Here is a 17,958-nt window from a genome sequence, read left to right on the forward strand (position 1 = left end):
GACCTTCTCACACTGAAACCCGCTGCCCCCGCCTCGACACGAACCGCTCACAGCTCCAGAGGAGATTGCGAACGCTCTGTGCGTCGCCGAATTCGACAGTATCTGCACATTGAGCGCCCGGCTGAGTTCCGTTGTCTCACTTCGACAGCTCCATGAGCTGAACGCAGAGAGCTTGTAGCCCAACATGCTCTGGATTTGCCATCGCACGATGCCCCGGCGATGCCGTCTTTTCCGCACGGGTCTATCGCTTCATTATTATTCCGCACTCAGCGATCGAAAAGGCGATCCTGGTTTTCCTCTGTGGCACAGCCTGCCGGCGAACCCCTGTCAGCGACTGCTCGCGACCGGCGCGCGACGCAGGATGGGATCTCTGCCGCTGACGCGCGGCGTTTCGGGCGCTTCGGCCGATGCGTTCAACCCGCAACTCGGGACGACGGCATACATCGCCAGTCACCAGAGCACTCACGATTCCGGGACGGAATTGCAGCTTCGGAATTGCTTTCCGGCCTTCATGCGACACCGAAGTTCAGCGCCCCAGGTTCGCAGCCCGGCCCAAAAAGCTCTAACGGCGTCCCGCCATCTCGACTTGATGGCCGGCAGGAGGCCTTCCACCATGCTGCAGGGCACTTCTGCGTCAAACCCTCAATTCCGGCATCTCCTCCCGGCATCGCGCCCAGTTCAAAAACTTGCCGCCTTGGCCAGGGTCTTCCTCGGTCGACGCTGCAACGGCTTGCCGCAGTCGGGCGACAGGCGGTTCAAACGGTGATTGACGAGCCTCTGGCCAGCCGCCTATTGTCAGCACAATCGGGTGGGAGAATCACCAGTGATACGCCATGTGCGGCAAGCACGGGCTTCAGCAGTCAAGGAAGAAGGGAACGCGATGACGGTCAAACGGATGGACAACGTCCTCATCGTTGTCGACGATCTCGAAGCCGCCAAGGCGTTCTTCATCGAACTGGGCCTCAGGCTTGAGGGGGAGACGACCGTCGAAGGGCCTTTGGTCGGGAAACTGATCGGGCTCAACGATGTCCGGGCCACCCTGGCGATGTTGCGGACTCCCGATGGGCAGGGCATTGAGCTGGATAAGTTCCACACGCCCGATGCGATCAGGTTCGGACCCGTGAATGCGCCGGTGAACGCGCTGGGCATCCGGCGCGTCATGTTCGCTGTCGATGACATCGGCGCCGTCGTCGCGCACATGCGCGCCCACGGAGCCGAGCTCATTGGCGAAATGCAGTACGAGGACATGTACCGACTGGCCTACATCCGCGGGCCGGAGGGCATCATTGTCGCGCTTGCCGAGCAGTTCGGCTGAGGCGTGCCCGGCGAATCGCCGTGCACTGCAGTAAAACCGGCCATTGCGCCACTGTTGCAATCCGAGCATTGCGCGGGCCGGGTCGCCGAGCATTGGTCGTTCGGTCTTTTCCCTTCCGCCAACCTGCCGTTCAATTGCGGCAGGCAGGCTTTCCAGCCGCGGCCCCCGGTCAGAGAAAACTCAGACGGCGTCCAGTCGCACCGGCTGTGCTGCAGTGGCATCGCATTCCCATTGCGCCGAAGTGGTACGCTCGATCTGCGACGACTATCGTTACGGCCTCGGAAAAACGGCTTCGTCTGTTCGCGCTCGAATATGCCCCAGCTCTCTGAGAGATTCGAAAGATCGGAGGTTGAGGCGTCGTTCGGGGTCGCTGCATATTGCCGCAAGCCCATTGCAGGAGCACTTCATGCGATCTCTTCGCTATTCCATCAACATCACCTTGGACGGGTGCTGCGATCATCGGGCAGGCTCGACGGACGAAGAGTTGCATCGTGACTGGGCCGAGAAGCTCGCGCAGGCCGATGCCCTGCTCTTCGGCAGAGTCACCTACGAAATGATGGAGGCGGCCTGGCGGCCGCCGGCGACGGGCGTGAGGCCCGATTGGATGGCCGACTGGATGGAACCCTTCGCCCGGACGATCGACGCCGCAAAGAAGTACGTCGTTTCGAGCACGCTGGACCGGGTCGACTGGAACGCGGAGCTCGTGCGCGGAGATCTGGGGGAGGCCGTTCAGCAGCTCAAGCGGGAGCCGGGGAAGGGACTGTTCGTGGGAGGCGTCAAGCTCCCGCTGGCATTGGCGGAACTGGGATTGATCGATGAGTACGAGTTCGTGGTGCATCCCAGGCTGGCGGGCCACGGGCCGACGTTGTTCGCGGGGCTGTCCAAGTATGTCGACTTGAGGCTCGTGGGCCGGCGGGAATTCGGCTGCGGCGCGGTGGCAATGCAGTATGTGCCCAGACGATAGCCATCAGCACGAAAGCCTGCACTCTCCCAGGCCGTCGCGACTTCTGAGTTGAGGGCCGGCAGTGGTCGCATCACCGTGTCGCACAAAAGCCGAAGCCGCACGCCGGACGAATCTGGCAGCATCCGGCAACCTGCAACACGCGAGTCTCGTGCCGACATGGTTCCATCGTTCAAGCATTGCCGCAGTCCGGCTTCACGACGTCGGATAGCGAGTTATCGAGCAGGGAATAGCGAGAAACGAGTCGCCGGAGAAGAGGGCGGGAGGGCAGTGCAAAATGAAAAGCGAAGGATGGGAAAAAGAGCCTGGTGAGTGGTGAGCGAGGAATGAGGGACGCGGGAGTCCCTGAGCGGCCCCGATGGACCGTCTGCGGGCGACCGGGGCGGCGCGGCCGAGAAAGGCTGAGGACTGTTGGCCGTTCACCCTCCAGGGATTGGTTGCGTGGAATTCATAGTTTGGTCCGATGTCAGTCGTCTGTTGTCTGTCGCAGGGCACGCTCCTGCGTGCCGGTTTGCGGTTTCCACGTCCGTTTCGGCAGGCTCCCGCCCAATCTCGTTCGGCGCGTTTTCTGTACAGGCCGATGGAGTTTGTCGTCTTGCTCCCTGCGGAGGGCGTCGGGATGGCAGCGGCGGGGCTGACGGAGTCCGCGGCCTCAGAGGCCACAGACCTCCGCGACGGCGGCGGCGTCCCGACGCCGAGATTTCGCCCGGAGGGTCCGCTCTGTGACGGTTGGCGGGAAAGGGTTACAGGCACTCTGGGACTTCCGGTCGCGGCGTTCGATCAATCCACGTTCGCGCTGAGCTCGGCCCGGTTTTCGGCGGCGGCAAGACCAGCAACGCTCCCTCACCGGATTTTTCCGGATCCCAGACCAATCGCCACATCGGACGATCAAGACAGAAGTCGTTGCGGGTGTGACAGACCATGTCTCGGATTTGCAAGCTCGATTGCAACCGGCAGAAGCGACGTCTAGACTGAACCTCTTCACCAATTGTTCATTGAAATCGAACTGGCTCGGCGCCGCGGATTTTCCGGAATCTCCGGATTCGTTCCGAAACGCGGTCCGAGATGCGGGGTTTGTAATACGTTCGGCGGCAGTCTGCGGCTGGAACGTTTTTGATTTCGCCATCGTCGTCGTCATTGTCGTCATTGTCGTCATTGCTTCATCGAGTTTCACCCGCTGGATTGACCCCATGAACCCGATTGTACGCCCCGATCGCCGGGCTTCGTCCGGCTTTACGCTCATAGAGCTGCTGGTGGTGATTGCGATCATCGCAATCCTGATCGCCCTGCTGCTGCCGGCCGTGCAGCAGGCCCGCGAGGCCGCCCGCCGGACTCAGTGCAAAAACCATCTGAAGCAGCTCGGCCTGGCCTTCCACAACTACATCGACGTCCACAAGCGGTTCCCGCCGTATTGCGTGGCCGGTGGGTTGGGAACTGGCTCGCAAGAGGTGACCCGCAACTGGGCTTACCCGTCGATGCTACTACCGATGCTGGATCAGGCTCCGCTCTACAATCAGCTTGGCGTCGGGCAGACCAATCTTGTCCCGTTCGCTGCAAACTCGACCCCGCATGACTACACGACCGCCGCTGCCGGTTCGAAGGAGAAATTGTTCACAACCAAGATTTCGGTCTTCTTCTGTCCGTCCTCGAGCGGCGCCGATGTCAACAAGTACCAGAACAATCTCGGCACGATGATGTTCGCCATGAACAATCAGATTGCCCAGCAACCGAGTTCGAGCGCGCCCGGAGCCCCGGCATTGCCGCTGGGTGACATTCTCGACGGGACGTCGAACACGATGCTGATGGCGGAGAAGTCTTTGATGGATTCTCCATTCGTCGCCGTTGGAGCCCAGTGGATCATGGGCCGGTCCTGCGTCACGTTATCTTCCTCGAACCGTCTGGATATTGTCGCCGCTCAGTGCCCGATGAATACTCCGTTCGACGGGTCTCCGGACAGCGCCAATTTGTGCTACAACGAGAATTCACCATCCACGCTCGTCAGCCGTGCTTCGGTAGCAAGTCCGCACGTCGGCGGGGCTCATTTCCTGTTCTGCGACGGCTCGGTGAAATTCATCAGCGAGAACGTCCAGGCGAATCCGGTCACGGGGTCGACAGGAGCCGGCGGGAATTACATTTACCAGAACCTGTTCAATATTAACGACAGAAATTCGATCGGCGATTTCTAAACAGACCGGCTCCTGTTCCATTTTTTCCGTAGACCGACACCGAGACGAGGCGATGGTGATGCAGCGATGGATGGCAATTGCCGTCGTCATGGGCTTGGCGTTGATGGCCATCGGCTGCGGTGGCTCCGGACGCCCGCGCCTGGTGAAAGTCCAGGGTAAAGTGACGCTTGACGGACAACCGCTCGAAGGTGCTCAGGTCGCCTTGCTGTTCGTCACCACGGAGAAAGGAAAGTACCAGAGGCCGTCTCGGGCGACGACTGATCCCGGCGGGGCGTTCACCCCGCAGACTTATGGCAATGACGACGGCCTGCCCGTCGGCAAATACAAAGTTGGAGTGATCAAGCGGGAGATTGTGGGGAATCTTCCTGCGAACTTCAGCGAAGAGAACCCCGAGGCATCCAACGTTAAGTACAAGTGGACGACCCCGCGCGAATACGCCGACCCGGCGTCCTCGGGTCTCGAAGTCGAAGTCACCTCCTCCGGGCTCAAGCCGGAGACCATCGATTTGAAAACGAATGGCAAGCCGCCCGAAATTGAGCTGACCGGTCCTCAGAAACGGGCCAACGACCCGTAAGCGGACTCCGCCGGATCCCATCGAACTATTGTTTCGGCCTCGTTTTCTGAGTGCCAGTTTCTGTCCGCGCTCCTGCAGAAAGGGCGATCCATGCAAACGCGACTCCGCCGTGGCTTTACGCTGATTGAACTCCTCGTCGTGATCGCGATCATCGCGATCCTGATCGCCCTGCTGCTGCCTGCCGTCCAGCAGGCCCGCGAGGCCGCCCGCCGGACCGAATGCCGCAACATCCTGAAGCAGTGGGGCCTGGCGCTCCACAACTATCACGACACCTTCACCCGGCTGCCCTACGGCTGCATGGGACTCAATTCCGGTACCCCCCCCGCGAACAACATGGGCTTCCATGTCCTGCTCCTACCGTACATCGACCAGGCCCCGCTCTACAACCAGTTTAACTTCAGCCTGAACTACGGCAGCGCTCCGAACCTCGCTCTGAACGCCAATTCGGCGCCGCTGTTTTTCTGTTCGAGTGCCCGCCTGGTCGACCGCTCTTCGACGACCGCCGGCTACTGGACCCTGAATTACTACGGCGTCGCCGGCGCCGTCGGGCCGAAGCCGGCTCCGCTCACCGGCAACTACGACTGGAATTCGGTCGCAGCGGCCAATACCGACCACGGCGGCATTGCGACCAATGGACTGCTGACGCGCAATCTGTCGCTCCGCTTCGGCGATTGCACCGACGGGCTGACCAATACCTTTCTGATGGGCGAAATCTCAGGGCAGACCGATCCGACGTCCGGCTATGCAACCAGTTGGCGCCCTTGGATCCAAGGCGCCAGCAACGGCACCGGGTTTCCGACCTCTGCCGCCACCGGAACGGCCATGTACTCATCCAAGAACGTGACGCATCCGATCGGCAAGTATTCCGGATATCAGGGAGGGACGGCCAATCGGCTGTTCAACAATGTCCGGTTCAGCAGCCAGCACGTCGGGGGCTGTCACTTCCTGATGGGCGACGGTTCCGTCCGCTTCGTCTCGGAAAACATCGACTTCGTCACCTACCAGGCGGCCGCCAGCCGGGGCGACGCGGAAACGCGCCAGCTCGATTAATAAGCGGATGACCTCCTTCTGCGACCGTCGGGATGGCAGCGACCGTCGCAGCACGCCTGCCAGAAGGAATTCCCGATCAATGACACGGACGCTCGCAACTTTGTGTTTCGCCGCAGTCTGCGCCGCCCTGCTGGCCGGTTGCGGCGGATCGGGCCTCAAGCTCGAAAACCTGCACGGCAAGGTGACGTTTGGCGGTCAACCGATCGTCTACGGCCTCATTGAATTCATCCCCAACGCGGCGGCAGACCACAAAGGGCCCGCAGGCTCGGCGGAGATCGTCAACGGCGAGTACGATACGAAGAATTCCGGCCGCGGCGTCGTCCGGGGGCCGCATCTGGTCCGCATCAGCGCGTTTGAAGAACGACCGCAGCCAAGTTCCGAAGACGAAACCAAGCCGACCGTGAACAAGCCGCCGATCTTCTCGGGCTACACGATCGAAACCGAAGTCGCAGCCGGCGAGCAGAACTTCGAGGTCCCGGAGAGTGCGAAAGGTTTCGACCTGATGAAGCAGAACAAAGTGAAGCCGCAGTTGAACGTCCCCTGAAGACGATTCAGGCCGGACTGTCCACGCCATCCAAGAAGCCGGAGAGCATCGCTCCCCGGCTTCTCGGCGTTCTTGGACTCGGGATGACGAGTTGCAGAAGCGAGACTCGCCCCTACGCAACTTCCGCAACCACCGGATTCCTCAACACGCCGAAGCCTTCGATCTCGACTTCCATCACGTCCCCCGCCTGGACAAAGACCGGCGGCTTGCGGGCCATGCCGACGCCCGGCGGCGTACCGGTGAAAATCACGTCCCCCGGTTCCAGCGTGGTGATCTGCGACAGGTGCGCGATGATGTCGTCCATGCCGAAGATCAGTTCCTTCGTCGACGAGTCCTGCATCGTCCTGCCGTTCAGGCGGAGCTGAATCCGCAGCTCGCGGGCGTCGCCGACTTCGTCCGCAGTCACCAGCCAGGGACCGAGCGGCGCAAACGTATCGGGCGTCTTGCCGAGCAGCCACTGGCCCCCCGGCCGGCCGATCTGCCAGTCTCGCGCCGAAACGTCGTTGCCGATCGTATAGCCGGCGATATGGCTCCAGGCCTCCTTCTTCGAAATCCGCTTGCCCCGCTTGCCGATCACCATCACCAGCTCGGCTTCGTAATCGACCTGAGTGCTGGCCGCCGGGAGCACGACGTTCTCATCCGGCCCGATCACGCACTGCGAAAACTTGTTGAACACGACCGGCTCGGTCGGAATCGGCAGGCCGCTTTCTTCCGCGTGGTCGCGATAGTTGAGGCCGATGCAGATCACCTTGCCCGGCCGGGCGATCGGGGCCAGCGGCGTGCCAGTCAGGAACGGTCCCTTGACCATGCCGGCGGCGAGGGCGTGGGCGGCGTTGTTCAGGCCGTCGGGCGTCTGGAGAACTTCCAGCAGCGTGTTCGGCAGTTTGACGTCGACGTCGCACAGATCGACGAACTGTCCTTCGAGATTCACGCCGACAAGCTTCGGCCCGGCCTCGGTCTGCAGCATTCCCAGTCGCACAAGCACGCCTTTCATTCGGGGGAGAGATTGAGCCGACAGGCATCCTAATACCCGACCGGTCCGATTGGGAGGCTGGACGGGAGGTGACGTGAGGTTGGAGAACTCTCGCGGAGACGCAGAGAGGGGGAGAGGCCGCAGAGCGGAAATGTCGAATGTCGAACGCGGAATGTCGAACGGGAGTCGAGAGCCGGACATGGATGCGACGCGGGAGCGTCGAGGCCCGGCGTTTCCAGGAGGAGCCGGGGAACGCGAGACCGGCTCTGGCGATCAGCGATTCGCGATCAGCGACAAGCCCGCCTTCTCCCCCTCTTCACTCGCCACCAGCCACTCACCACTCGCCACTTCCTCCCCTGCTTTTGACATCCGCCCGCCAGTCCCTGAAGATGGCACGGTGCCCCGTCTGCCGCCGTGCCTCCTGCCGATGAGCTCTTTCGATGACCGAGACGCCTGCCGACCTTGTTGTTCGCGACCTCGTGAAGGATTACACGTCGGAGGCGGGGACGCTGTCGATTCTGCGCGGCATCCCCCTCGAACTCCGGCGAGGCTCGGCCCTGGCCATCACCGGGCCTTCGGGAGCGGGCAAGAGCACGCTGCTCTACATCCTGGGGGCGCTCGATACGCCAACCTCGGGGAGCGTCTCGCTCCAGGGGCAGAACCCGTTCGACCTGACGCCGGCAGAGCAGGCCGCCTTCCGCAATCGGCATGTCGGGTTCGTCTTCCAGGACCATCACCTGCTGCCGCAGTGCAACGTGCTGGAAAATGTCCTGATCCCCACCCTCCCTGGCACCGGCGTCACTCCCGAGACCGAACAGCGAGCCCGGCGGCTGCTCGACCGGGTCGGCCTGGGAGAGCGGCTGGACCATCGTCCGGCCCAACTCTCCGGCGGCGAGCGGCAGCGGGTGGCGGTCTGCCGGGCGCTGATCAATCAGCCGGTGCTGCTGCTGGCGGATGAACCGACGGGGAACTTGGACCGGCGGACGGCGGACTCGGTCGGCTCGCTGCTGCTGGAGTTGAACCAGGAAGAGCAGACGATCCTGGTCTGCGTCACCCACAGCCAGGAACTGGCCGAGCGCTTCCCCGACCAGCGGGAACTGCGCGACGGTAAGCTGGAACGCCGCGGGGCCTCCACGTAGGGCTGGGCGCGCCCGGCCGACTTTCTGATCGATACGAGCGATTGGCGGGCCAACCCAATTCTGCAGGAACCCCTCGGAATCGAGTAGAATCCTGGAGTTCCCAACGCGCTGTGTCCTGGAGCGACTTCCCATGTTCGACCGCATCACCTCCGATCCTGCCATTCTTGGTGGCAAGCCGATCATCCGCGGGACACGCATCAGCGTGGAGCTGATTCTCGAATGGATCGCCTCGGGCGCGTCCCGCGACGACATCTTGCGCCGGCATCCGCACCTGGCGGCGGCTGATGTCGAGCAGGCGCTCGGGTATGCGGCGGCAGCAATGCGGAACGAGGTGCTGCTGACGACACCGGTTGCGGAATGAAGCTACGAGACTTCGGCCTGCTGACCGAGGAGAACCTTGATCCCGAGGTCGTCCAGTGGCTGGAGGATGCCGGCTTCGGTGTACTCGATGTGTGCCGGGCGGGGCTGCAGGGAACGTCCGATGCCGAACTGATGCGTCGGGCCTTCTCGGAAAATCGCATCATCGTGACTCACGACGCCGACTTTGGCACACTTGCGGTTTTGCAGGGAGAACCTGTGGTCGGTGTGATTTTTCTGCGGCCAGGCCATATTATCCAGCATTTATGATCGGTACCCTCAGCAGTCTGTTGAGTGCGGATCCGGACGTGATTCCCCCGTTCCTGCTGGTCGCGCGCCGCGTGGGAGACATTGTGACCGTCCGCATACGCGGGGTCGTTCCTTGAATTCTGTGAGGACGGGCACGCTCCCGCGTGTCAGAATCGAAGTGTCTCGTGGGACTTGGTACGCGAGAGCGTACCAGTCGAACTCCGCTAGCCGAAAACTCGCATGACCTGGGACAAACACACGAAGCCTCCGGCCGATGTCTGCCCGGAACGATATTGCTTCCATTGGGCGCCTCCCGGCAGTCTCGTCGACATGTCCCGCAGATTGCACAACTCGCTTGAGGAAGCGTTGGCGCGTCGCGATAGCTGGGTCGATGTTCCTGATGGCGGGTGCGTCTGCAGATTCGGAGTCTGTACTCGCCTTGACCCGGTTGCTGGCGATCACGACTGGTATTCAACATGTGAACCGGAACTGGAACGAGGCGGATTACCGTGGTTCTACTTCATCCCTTCCGTCGAAAAAGTCGACTCCGAATTCCACGAAGAGTACCTGCGTGAGTCGCAGACCCTGTGGGGAGATGGCGAAGAAGCCACCTGACGGCGCTTTACACCTTATCATCGTCTCCCCCTCTTCCCTCCGCGTCCTCCGAGCCTCCGCGGTGAAGCCTGCATTTCTCCTCCCGCCTTTGAGAATCTCAGCCGGTCCCGGTCTGCGGGCGTCTTTCCCTCGCAAAATCTGGCGATAATTGCGGTATTGTGACGGGCGAGACGTCGCTGGCTGGCGTCAGCGCAACCCCGATGGCCTTCTGCCGCACTGTGGCCCATGAATCCCCTCATCTTCTACCCCGTCCCCGACCTCGGCCCCGTCATGAAGGGCCTCGCCATCGGCGGGCTCGCCATCTTTCACGTCTTCCTCGCCCAGTTCGCCATCGGCAGCGGCATGCTCCTCTGCGATCTTCAGCGGCGGTCCGCCGGGGGACGCAATCCCCTCGCCCGACGGTTCAGCGACGGCTACTTCAAAGTGCTGGTGCTCGTCAGCTTCGTCCTCGGGGCCGTCACCGGCGTGGCGATGTGGTTCACCTCGATCCAGGTCAGCCCGCGCACCATCGGCACGATGGTCAGCGAATTTCACTGGATGTGGGCCATCGAATGGACCTTCTTCAGCCTCGAAGTCGTCTCCGGCTACATGTTCTACCGCTACGGACCCCGGCTCGATGACCGGGCCCGCATGACGCTGCTCGTCTTCTACTCCATCGCGTCCTGGTTCAGCCTCTTCTGGATCAACGGCATCCTCTCGTGGCAGTTGACGCCGGGGGGCTGGCTCACCGGTCACAACGTCTGGACCGGCTTCTTCAACGCCAGCTTCTGGCCGTCGCTCCTGTTCCGCACCATCACCTGCACGGCGACGGCGGCCCTCGCCGCGTGCGTGCTGGTCAACGTCTTCCCGTCGGTCAGCCGGGAGGAGCGGACAGAGATCATTCAGATCGCGGCCCGATTCCTGGCGCCGATGGTCCTGATGCCGTTCCTGGGGGCGTGGTACATCGCAGTGATGCCGGCCGACAGCCGGGGCTGGGTGCTCGGGGGCAGCATCGCCATGCTGTTGTTCCTGACGCTGGCGGTTGGCTGTTCGACGTTCATCGGCGGGTATGCGGTGCTGGCGCTGCTGCGGCAGAAGCTCTATATCAACGGGGCGACGGCGACGCTGCTCCTGGCGCTGGCGTTTCTGGCCACCGCCGGCGGCGAGTTCGTGCGGGAAGGAGCCCGTAAGCCCTTCACGATCCGCGAGTATCTCTACTCGAACTCGATCGCGCCGGACGAAGTCGCCCATCTGCGCGAGGTGGGCTGCACGAGCCTGGACCCATACCCGGTCCCCGGCGCGGAGACGTTTCCGAATCTGCAGCTCATCACTGGGGCGAAGGTCTACCGGATTCAATGCAGCGTCTGCCACACGCTCGACGGGGCAAACCCCCTCTCCGAGCTGGCGCAGATGTGGAGCCTCGACCAGAAACGGCTGAACTTCGCGCAACTGCAGCGGACGAAGCCCTTCATGCCCCCCTTCGCCGGGACCCCCGCGGAGGTGGAGGCGCTCGTGCAGTTCCTGACGTGGCATCAGGCCCATCGCCCGGCGGAGTGGCCGGAATCGAGCGATCCCGAAGTGCTGCAGCAGATCGCCGACTGGCTCCGGGAGGCAGGCCCCGGACGCGAACCGCCCGGCGGACCCGATCTGACAGTTGCCGTGAAAGGAGCGTCCCGATGAATGCTCCTTTCCCCTTCGGCTTTCCCGGCGCAACCGCGTTCTACCTGACGCTGTACGTCGTCACGCTGCTGATCCACGTGGCGTTCATGAATTACGTCCTCGCCGGAGCGACCTGCCTGGTCTTCGGACTGGGCCGCGGCCGGGCGGGCTCGGCGGGGAACGCGCTGGCCCACATCCTGCAGGACTGGCTCCCCTTCTGCCTGGGACTGGCGATTACGGCCGGCGTCGCGCCGCTGCTGTTCCTGCAGATCCTCTATCAGGAATCGTTCTACACCTCGAACCTGCTCCTCTCGCACCGCTGGATGGCGATTCTGCCGGTGCTGATCGTCGGCTTCTACCTGCTCTATCTGCAGAAAACCGCCTGGCTGACAGCCCGCGGAACGACGGTCGTGCTGCTGGTCCGGACGGTCGCGTGGCTCTGCTTCACCTTCATCGCGTGGTCCTGGACCGAGAATCACCTGCTGAGTCTGGATCGCGAGGGCTGGGTCGCGCACTACGCCTCCGGTCGCTGGCTGTACTATTCGCCGGAACTGCCCCCTCGGCTGGCGGTCTGGTACTTCGGAGCGCTGCCGACGCTGGCCCTGGTGCTGGGCTGGCAGACGCGCTGGATCCGTGGGGAATCGCAGATCGACGGCGACGAGACCGTCCGCCTGCTGACCGGGCTGGGCCTGGCCGGCCTGCTGCTGACGGCGATCTCGGGTGGCTGGTACGCGACCGTGTTGCCGGGCGATGTCCGCGGGAAATTGCTCGGCTGGCTGGCGGGACCGTATCTGGGCCTGGCCGTTGCGGGTCTGGTGATTCAGGCGGGTGGATGGTGGCTGGTCTGGCGCAGGCAGTCGCTGTCGCGGGGACTGCTGTGGCTGCTGACGGCCGGCTGGCTGTGCGGCCTGGTCGGCGGAACGGTCGTTCGCGAATGCCGCCGGCTGGTCGCACTCGATCTGTCGCCGCTGGAAAAGCTCCATGCGGAAGCCGCGCAGGTCGGTGGCCTGGTCGCGTTCCTGGTCTTCGTTGCGATCAACGCCGGTCTGATCACGTACAGCGTCATACTTGTGCGCCGGCTGCCGGCCGATTCGGGCGACGCAACCTGACAGAGCCTGTCGGGCGGTTGAAGGACGCTATAATTGGGGGTTGTCTGGTTCGGAGAGAACCACGAATGACACGAATCGCCACGAATGCGTCGAAGACCGTATAACGCGGGAATCGAGTCCGCTGGATTCCTTTTTACAGATCTTGCGGATTTCTCCACCCTCTGCAATTCGTGCTCATTCGTGTGCTTCGTGGTTCAAAATCTTCGACGTCTTCCCACTACGCACGCGAAACCGCCCCGTCCATGACCGACCCCGTATCCGCTGATCCGCCTCCTGAGCCTGCCGTCGAACCGCGGGAAAAAGTGAAGACGTTTCCCACCACGCCGGGGGTCTACCTGATGAAGGACGGCCGCGGGCGGGTGATTTACGTCGGCAAGGCGGTGAATCTCCGCAGCCGGGCCGGCAGCTACTTCACGAAACTGGCCCTGGAAGACCGGCGGACCTGCGATCTCGTCCCGGAAATCCGCGACATCGACTTCGTCCCGACCGACAGCGAAGTCGACGCCCTGCTGCTGGAAGCCCGGCTGATCAAGGATATTCAGCCGCGGTTCAATTCCGAGCTCAAAGACGATAAGACCTTTCCCTACCTGCAGATTCACACTCGCGAGCAGTTTCCCCGCGTCGAATTCACCCGCAAGCCCCGGCTGAAGGGAGTCAAGCTTTACGGCCCGTTCACCAGCGCCTCCAAGCTGCGCGGGACGATTGCCGTGCTGCAGCAGATTTTCCGGTTCCGGAACTGCAACCTCGACATTCGTGAGGAGGACGAACGCTGGCGCTGGTTCCGGCCGTGCCTGCTGGCGAGCATCAATCAGTGCACCGCACCGTGCAATCTGCGGATCTCACGCGAGGACTATCGCAAGGATCTGAAGAAACTGATGCTCTTCCTCGACGGCAAGAAGGACCGCCTGCTGAAGGAACTGCGCGAGGAGATGCAGGGGGCGGCCAAGGAGCTCCTGTTTGAAAAGGCCGCACGCCTGCGCGACACGATCACAGCTCTGGAAAACATGAATCTGCGGGGCAACCTCCAGGATCACGCGCAGCCGGAAGTGTTTCAGATCGATCCTCGCAAGGGGGTCCGCGGCCTGCAGAAAGTCTTCGGCCTGTCCGCGCCCCCCCGGCGGATCGAGGGGATGGACATCGCCCATCTGCAGGGGGGGGAAACGGTCGCCAGCCTGGTCCAGTTCATCGACGGCCTGCCCTTCAAGCCGGGCTACAAGCGGTTCAAAATCCGGACCGTCGAAGGCGTCGACGACTTCGCGTCGATGCGCGAAGTCGTCAGCCGTCGCTTCCGCCGCCTGCAGCAGGAGGGAGAAGCCTTTCCCGATCTGCTGCTGATCGACGGCGGCAAAGGCCAGCTCGGGGCGGCGATGGAGGCCTTCCGGGAAATCGGCATCCAGCCCCCGCTGGTCATCTCCCTCGCCAAGCGGGAAGAAGAAGTCTTCGTCCCCGGCGAGTCGGACCCCCGAATTCTGGGACGTCACTCGTACGGGCTACGGCTTCTGCAGTACGTGCGGGACGAATCGCACCGTTTCGCCCAGCACTACCACCACATCCTCCGCCGCAAATCCACCTTCGGCGAAAGCGACTGAGCCGCCACTTCTGGCTTTCTGCTTTAAGCTCTCGACTCTCCGCTCAATAAAAAAAGCCCCTTGCGGTCAGCCGACGAGGACCTGTGTGGGTGTTCTGGCGACTGGGGACTGCAGGGCAACGTGGGTCGAGTTGCGAAGCAGATAGGCCATCAGAGCACAGGTCCGCGTAGTTGGCTGAATCCCGCAAAGGGGCTCGGCTGGGGCACGCGAATGTTGTCGTCACGAGGTCGTGTCGACGGAAGAATGGCTATGCAGTCAGCGTGCCAAAACTTGAACGAGCGCCGAAAAATTCTTCGGCGCTCGTTTGACGCAGGTGTCAAATCTGCGCCATAGTATTGATAAGGAACAGCTTACATCGTCTGCGAATGATTTTCAGGCCGGAAGTGTGGGAACCTGTGACGCAGTTCGGCGCTGACGAATCAGCGCCGAAAACGACCGAAAGTTCAGGGGATTCGGCGCTTTCGGCGCTGAATCGACACTCTCGGCGCTCGGAAAACTGGAGGCGTAAGTCGTGAATTCACAAGGCGGTCTCATTCGCTGGTCGCTGGCGGTCGCCGGGGGACTGGTTGTCACGTATTGCGTGGCGGTCCTGGTCTTCGTCGCGACAGCCCCCGATCTCCGACTCCGGTTTCTCATGGTCGACCAGCCCCGACCGGCGGGCGAGGCCACGCCCGGCATCGAGATCATCCAGACGGAAGGTCTGTTCGAAGAGAAGATTGACTGGCGCGGCGACCGACCCGAACCCGGAGATCGCCTGCAGTACGTCGCCGATCAGCCGATGCAGGACTTTATTCAATACGTGCACTACCTCTGGAAGCTCCGTTCGGCGGAAGTTCCGCCGGGGGGAGTGATTCTGCAGGGGGCTGATCCGCTCGCCAGCGAACTCCCGAAGTTAATTCAGGAGGAGAATGGCCCACGGTGGGTGGAAATCGGTTTTTATCGCCCTTCGACCGGGCAGACCCTGCGGGCGGCGCTGCCGGTCCGCTCGCTGCCGTGGGGTGACGTCGCGCTGACGCTGCTCTGGTTCGTGCTGGAGCTGGGAATCTTTTCGCTGGGGGCTCTCGCGTTCTGGAACCGCCCGTTCGATCGACCGGCTCAGCTCTTCTACGCCATGTGCATCGTGACGATGGGAGCCTTCGTCGGCGGTTACCACTGGTGGCTGCTGGCCGGCACGTTCTGGCTCAACCTCCCTTTCGTGCTCTGCGGCGTCCTGGCGCCGGTGGTGACGCTTCACTTCTTCCTCAGCTATCCCCGCGCCAAGTTTCCCCTGACTGTCATACCGCGGACGACGGTCATGGTGATGTATGCCGTGCCTCTGCTGGCCTTCGTCGGATTTCTGATCGTCGACAGCCTGGTCTGGTCGCAGTCCCTCCACCCGTTGCCGGCAGAGCGGGCCGAAACGCTGGCCTGGCTGAACCATTTGAAGAACGGCATCTACGCCTATCTGGCGATTGCGGGGCTGTATTTTCTCGGGACGCTGGTGGCGCTCATCTCCAGCGTGGTGCATACCCGCAATCCCGTCGAACGGGATCAGGTCAAATTCATTCTCTGGGCGGGCCTGATCGCCACGGTCTTCATTGGCTACACGCTTGGGCTGGCGTATGTCTCGCGGCCGAAGTTCGTCCTGGGAGGCGCCCGGGTGCCGATGTTTGCGGCGAGCCTCGTCTTCATGGTCGCTTACGCGGTGAGCATCGTCCGTTACAAGCTGATGCTGATCGATCAGATCATTAACCGCGGCATGCTGTATTATGCCCTCAGCTTCGCGGCCACCGCGGGACTGGCGCTGACGGTCGCCAGCGTCAGTCTTGCCGCGGCCCATTGGAACACGAATCTGTCCCGGCCGCAGACGCTGCTGGTGGCGATGCTGATGATGATCGCCGTCACGCTGATGCTGTGGGTCCGCGACAACTGGCAGCAGCTTGTCGACCGTAAGTTCTTTCGCGAGAAGTACCGCCTCGACAAAGCGCTGCAGCGCATGAACCGGGCCGTCGGCCAGCTCGCCGACCCGCAGTTCCTGTCCGAGCGCATGCTCAATTCGTGCTGCGACGTCCTGCAGATCGACCGCGCCGCCCTCTATCTGCGCGAGGGGAAAACCGCGACGTTCCGGCTCGTCGCCGCGCAGGGCATGTCGTCGGATCAGCCGCGACAGGTCACGGCGACCCCGGAGTTCCTGCTGGCGTTGACGCAGGACGCCGCGCTGCAGAGGGTTTCGCACGGAACGCGCGAAGATCTCTCCCCCATTCAGAGTACGCTCCGCGACCTGCATGCCGAGCTGGCTCACAGCCTGGAGATGGAAGACGAGCCGGTCGGGCTGGTGGTCCTGGGACCCAAACAGAACAGCACGCCGTTCACGGGCGAAGACGTCACGTTTCTGACCGCCCTGGGTCAGATCACCGGCGTCGCCCTGCATTGCGCCAAGATCCATCAGGACCTGGGGCACCTCAACGAAGAGTTGCGACTGAAGGTCGAACGGATCGCCCAGCAGCGGCAGCAGATCACCATGCTGCAGGCGGAGCTGGCCGACGGCATGACCAGCAACCGGTCCGACGAACCGACGGAGGAGTTTCAGCGCGGCGAAATCCGTGGCAACAGCCCGTCGCTGCTGCGCGTGCTCGACACCGTCCGCAAAGTCGCCGTCAGCGATACCTCGGTGCTGGTCCGGGGCGAAAGCGGCACCGGCAAGGAATTGCTCGCTCAGGCGATCCACCAGAACAGCCCGCGGCGGAACGGACCGCTGATCAGCGTCCATTGCGCCGCCCTGTCCGCCGGGTTGCTCGAAAGCGAACTGTTCGGCCACGTGAAGGGAGCGTTCACCGGCGCTTCCAGCGACAAACGGGGCCGGTTCGAACTGGCCAACGGCGGGACGCTGTTTCTCGACGAGATCGGCGACATCACCCCCGAGACGCAGATCAAACTGCTCCGCGTGCTGCAGGAACGCGAATTCGAGCCAGTGGGCGGCTCCGTCACGATCCAGACCGACGTGCGGGTGATCGCGGCGACGCATCAGAATCTCGAGCGGCTGATCGCGGAGGGCAAGTTCCGCGAAGATCTCTACTACCGGCTCAACGTGATCAGTATCACGCTGCCGCCGCTGCGCGAGCGTCGGGAAGACCTCCTGGAACTGGCGACGTGGTTTTTGAAGCGGGCGGCGTCGAAAGGGGGGAAGAAAATCCTCGAATTCGAGGAGGACGCCCTGGATGCGCTGCTCAGCTATCAGTGGCCCGGCAACATCCGCGAGCTGGAGAACGTCATCGAGCGGGCCGTCGTCCTGGCCGACGACGCAGTCATCCGGCTCACCGATCTCCCTCCGGACATCCAGCATCAGTCGCCTGCCGACCGCCATCGAACGGCCGGACGCGCCCAGCGGCCGGCGTTGACATCGGTGGGCGCGACGCGCGGTTATCTGGAGGAGTCGGCCATTCCGGCGGACTGGGAATCCGCCGCCGTTTCCGAACGGGAAGCCCTCGTGCAGTCCCTCCGTCAATGCCGGGGCAACAAAGCCGAAGCCGCCCGATTGCTGGGCCTCCCGCGCAGTACCTACTTCAGCAAGCTGAAGAAATACGGATTGCTGCCATAGTCGCGACTTCCGGCAGAGCTCCAGGAGTTTCCGAATCGGACCTGGTCCTGACAGTTCAAACGCAAACGGCCCGCAAACCTCG

Annotated in this window: 15 protein-coding genes; 14 read left to right on the forward strand and 1 reads right to left on the reverse strand. The window is 62.8% G+C overall.

What is annotated here, in order from left to right:
- Positions 1–880: 880 nt before the first annotated feature.
- From SH412_RS28010 to SH412_RS28035, 6 genes are all read left to right on the forward strand, one after another.
- On the forward strand, positions 881–1,315 hold the full coding sequence (locus tag SH412_RS28010) for a VOC family protein (RefSeq protein WP_336521343.1): 435 nt from the start codon (positions 881–883) through the stop codon (positions 1,313–1,315).
- Positions 1,316–1,721: 406 nt separating this feature from the next.
- Positions 1,722–2,279 (forward strand): dihydrofolate reductase family protein, encoded by a 558-nt coding sequence (locus tag SH412_RS28015; RefSeq protein ID WP_336521344.1) that lies wholly within the window; start codon positions 1,722–1,724, stop codon positions 2,277–2,279.
- Positions 2,280–3,187: 908 nt separating this feature from the next.
- Positions 3,188–4,462 carry a DUF1559 domain-containing protein gene (locus SH412_RS28020; RefSeq protein ID WP_336521345.1) on the forward strand — a complete coding sequence of 425 codons (1,275 nt, stop codon included), beginning with the start codon at positions 3,188–3,190 and terminating at the stop codon, positions 4,460–4,462.
- A gap of 58 nt (positions 4,463–4,520) precedes the next feature.
- Positions 4,521–5,036 carry a carboxypeptidase-like regulatory domain-containing protein gene (locus tag SH412_RS28025; protein WP_336521346.1) on the forward strand — a complete coding sequence of 172 codons (516 nt, stop codon included), beginning with the start codon at positions 4,521–4,523 and terminating at the stop codon, positions 5,034–5,036.
- Positions 5,037–5,126: 90 nt separating this feature from the next.
- Positions 5,127–6,086, forward strand: a complete 960-nt coding sequence (locus tag SH412_RS28030; protein WP_336521347.1) for a DUF1559 domain-containing protein — start codon at positions 5,127–5,129, stop codon at positions 6,084–6,086.
- Between the two features lie 79 nt (positions 6,087–6,165).
- The gene (locus SH412_RS28035) at positions 6,166–6,630 is read left to right on the forward strand and encodes a hypothetical protein (protein ID WP_336521348.1); all 465 of its coding nucleotides are present in this window, start codon (positions 6,166–6,168) and stop codon (positions 6,628–6,630) included.
- 112 nt (positions 6,631–6,742) lie between these two features.
- Here SH412_RS28035 and SH412_RS28040 read toward each other — a convergent pair whose 3' ends face one another.
- Positions 6,743–7,615 carry a fumarylacetoacetate hydrolase family protein gene (locus SH412_RS28040; protein WP_336521349.1) on the reverse strand — a complete coding sequence of 291 codons (873 nt, stop codon included), beginning with the start codon at positions 7,613–7,615 and terminating at the stop codon, positions 6,743–6,745.
- Between the two features lie 428 nt (positions 7,616–8,043).
- Here SH412_RS28040 and SH412_RS28045 point away from each other — a divergent pair, with 428 nt between their 5' ends.
- The 8 genes from SH412_RS28045 to SH412_RS28080 all read left to right on the forward strand — a co-directional run bounded on the left by SH412_RS28045 (position 8,044) and on the right by SH412_RS28080 (position 17,876).
- A complete protein-coding gene (locus SH412_RS28045) occupies positions 8,044–8,742 on the forward strand; it encodes an ABC transporter ATP-binding protein (protein ID WP_336521350.1) in 699 nt (232 codons plus the stop codon).
- Between the two features lie 130 nt (positions 8,743–8,872).
- Positions 8,873–9,103 carry a DUF433 domain-containing protein gene (locus SH412_RS28050; protein ID WP_336521351.1) on the forward strand — a complete coding sequence of 77 codons (231 nt, stop codon included), beginning with the start codon at positions 8,873–8,875 and terminating at the stop codon, positions 9,101–9,103.
- Positions 9,100–9,369 carry a DUF5615 family PIN-like protein gene (locus SH412_RS28055; RefSeq protein ID WP_336521352.1) on the forward strand — a complete coding sequence of 90 codons (270 nt, stop codon included), beginning with the start codon at positions 9,100–9,102 and terminating at the stop codon, positions 9,367–9,369. Before SH412_RS28050 ends, SH412_RS28055 begins: the two co-directional genes overlap by 4 nt.
- Before the next feature lie 219 nt (positions 9,370–9,588).
- Positions 9,589–9,963: a hypothetical protein gene (locus tag SH412_RS28060; RefSeq protein WP_336521353.1), complete on the forward strand. Its 375-nt coding sequence runs from the start codon at positions 9,589–9,591 to the stop codon at positions 9,961–9,963.
- 225 nt (positions 9,964–10,188) lie between these two features.
- Positions 10,189–11,622: a cytochrome ubiquinol oxidase subunit I gene (locus tag SH412_RS28065; protein ID WP_336521354.1), complete on the forward strand. Its 1,434-nt coding sequence runs from the start codon at positions 10,189–10,191 to the stop codon at positions 11,620–11,622.
- Positions 11,619–12,710, forward strand: coding sequence for a hypothetical protein (locus SH412_RS28070; RefSeq protein ID WP_336521355.1), 1,092 nt, complete (start codon positions 11,619–11,621; stop codon positions 12,708–12,710). The genes SH412_RS28065 and SH412_RS28070 overlap by 4 nt, the downstream gene beginning before the upstream one ends.
- Before the next feature lie 242 nt (positions 12,711–12,952).
- Positions 12,953–14,299 carry an excinuclease ABC subunit UvrC gene (locus tag SH412_RS28075; protein ID WP_336521356.1) on the forward strand — a complete coding sequence of 449 codons (1,347 nt, stop codon included), beginning with the start codon at positions 12,953–12,955 and terminating at the stop codon, positions 14,297–14,299.
- 511 nt (positions 14,300–14,810) lie between these two features.
- Positions 14,811–17,876, forward strand: a complete 3,066-nt coding sequence (locus tag SH412_RS28080; protein ID WP_336521357.1) for a sigma 54-interacting transcriptional regulator — start codon at positions 14,811–14,813, stop codon at positions 17,874–17,876.
- Positions 17,877–17,958: the final 82 nt, after the last annotated feature.

Source organism: Planctellipticum variicoloris, from assembly GCF_030622045.1.
In the GTDB taxonomy this organism is placed as follows: Bacteria; Planctomycetota; Planctomycetia; order Planctomycetales; family Planctomycetaceae; genus Planctellipticum; species Planctellipticum variicoloris.